Source organism: Peribacillus sp. SIMBA_075 (assembly GCF_046534585.1).
In genome coordinates this window covers 1-263 of the sequence record NZ_JAWRYN010000845.1, presented here as the reverse complement: position 1 = coordinate 263, position 263 = coordinate 1, and the positions used below count along the sequence as shown (strand labels likewise).

1 protein-coding gene is annotated in these 263 nt (G+C 33.1%); it reads right to left on the bottom strand.

The genetic code is table 11. From position 1 onward, the window contains the following. A partial coding sequence (locus tag SB775_RS30620) for a thiol-activated cytolysin family protein (RefSeq protein ID WP_486360723.1) occupies positions 1 to 263 on the bottom strand: 263 nt, incomplete at both ends.

Genomic DNA, 263 nt, shown 5'->3' with positions numbered 1-263 from the left:
CACCACAGAATCAATAATCGAAATATCGACTGGTGAAGTTGTAAGTGATTTTTTCTCGCGTTCCACTACTACAAATTTACCATTTGAATTGATACTTTCTTTCGGAACAAAGCTCTCTACTTTATCACCATTTACAGCTAAAACCTCTTGATTATTATATTTAAGATTTGCTATACCAGTATCAATGCCACTAGCATTTTTGGTTACATCAGTTGCATTACCTACTTGTGTTTCTGCGAAGGAAATAGATGAATAATTAATAG